Here is a 1,722-nt window from a genome sequence, read left to right on the forward strand (position 1 = left end):
GCGGAGGATCGAGTTCGTTGGCGGTGATGTTCAGTGTCGTTGGAGTCGTGGTCGGGTGGGGAGATCCCGGAGCTGACGCGGCGGGTGGCGTGCAGGGCCTTCCCGAAGGGGTCGCTGGCGATCCGGCTGCGCGACAGTCTGGGACAGGTCTTCGACGACATGCTGTTCGCAGCTGCCTTCCCGTCTGATGGGCGCCCGGCCGCCTCGCCGGGCGCGCTGGCGATGGTGTCGGTGATGCAGTACGCCGAGGGGCTGTCCGACCGGCAGGCCGCCGAGGCCGTGCGGGCTCGGATCGACTGGAAGTACCTGCTGGGCCTGGAACTGGACGACAGCGGATTTGATCACTCGTTGCTGGCCCGCTTCCGGGCCCGGCTGACCGCGCATGGCCTGGAAGAGCGGGTTTTGGAGGCGGTGCTGGAGACGGCCGCCGACCAGGGGCTGCTGCGCCGGGGCGGGCGTCAGCGCACCGATTCCACCCGGGTGGTCGCCGACGTGCGTCTGCTGAACCGGATGGAGTTTGTCGCGGAGACCCTGCGCGCCGCGTTGGAGGCGCTCGCCGCTGCTGCACCGGACTGGCTGGAGCAGGCCTTGGCGGCGCGGGAGACCGATTGGCTGGGCCGGTATGGGGAGCGCGTGGACTCCTGGCACGGGCTGCCCGACGACCAGGACCGCGACAGCTGGCTGCGTCAGGTCGGTGAGGACGGCTTCCACCTGCTTACGGCCGCCTGGCGGCCCGATGCCCCCGACTGGCTGCGTCGCGTCCCCGCCCTTCAGACCCTGCGCCGGACCTGGGTGCAGCAGTACCACCGCGACAGGTCCGGCGTCCGCGCTCGCGAGGGAGAGGACCTGCCACCGGGACATCAGCGGCTGGTCAGCCCCTATGACACCGACGCGCGTTATGGCATCAAGAAGACCACCGGCTGGACGGGCTACTGGCTGCACCTGACCGAGAGCTGCGACGATGACGCGCCCCGGCTGATCACGGACGTCGCCACAGCCTGCGCAGCCGAGGGCGACAGCCAGGCCCTGCCCGGCATCCACACCCGTCTCGCCGCGCGGGAACTGCTGCCTGCCGAGCAGCTCGTCGACAGCGGCTACGTCACGGCCGGCACCCTGGTCGCCGCCCGCCAGGAACACGGCATCGACCTCGTCGGCCCCGCCCGCCCCGTCGCCGGAGGCGATGGCCACGAGCGCTTCGGCCACGACCACTTCCACATCGACGACGCACTGCGCCAGGCGGTCTGCCCGGCCGGGCAGACCAGCATCTCCTGGGCGACCACCCGCAGCAGCCGCCGCACACACGTCCCCTTGGTCCAGGTCCGTTTCGACGCGGCGGCCTGCCGCACCTGCGCACTGCGCTCGAAGTGCACGACAGCAGGCAACGGCAAGTGGGGACGAGCACTCACCCTGCGCGAGCCCGCTCAGCGAGCCGCGCTCCAGCAGCGCCGACGCGAACAAGACACCGACGCTTGGCGGGAACGCTACCGACCCCGGGCCGGAATCGAGGCAACGGTCTGCCAGATCGTGCACCGCACCCACGCGCGTCGAAGCCGCTACCGCACCGCCGCCGCCACCCACCTGGGCCACTGTCTCGCCGCCACTGCCATCAACCTCATCCGCATCGACGCCTGGAAGCAAGGCCACCGCCCCGAGCGCACCCGCACCACCCACTTATCCCGCCTCCTCACCCACCCCTCGAAATGAGAGATCAGCAACGGGGTC

General features: G+C 71.0%; 1 protein-coding gene. It reads left to right on the top strand.

Going from position 1 to position 1,722, the window contains the following annotated elements:
- Positions 1 to 33: 33 nt before the first annotated feature.
- Entirely contained in the window at positions 34 to 1,704 is a 1,671-nt protein-coding gene (locus AB0M27_RS47615) for an IS1182 family transposase (RefSeq protein WP_365732439.1), read from the top strand.
- Positions 1,705 to 1,722 lie beyond the last annotated feature (18 nt).

The sequence above is a fragment of the Streptomyces sp. NPDC052107 genome (assembly GCF_040680215.1).
In the GTDB taxonomy this organism is placed as follows: Bacteria; Actinomycetota; Actinomycetes; order Streptomycetales; family Streptomycetaceae; genus Streptomyces.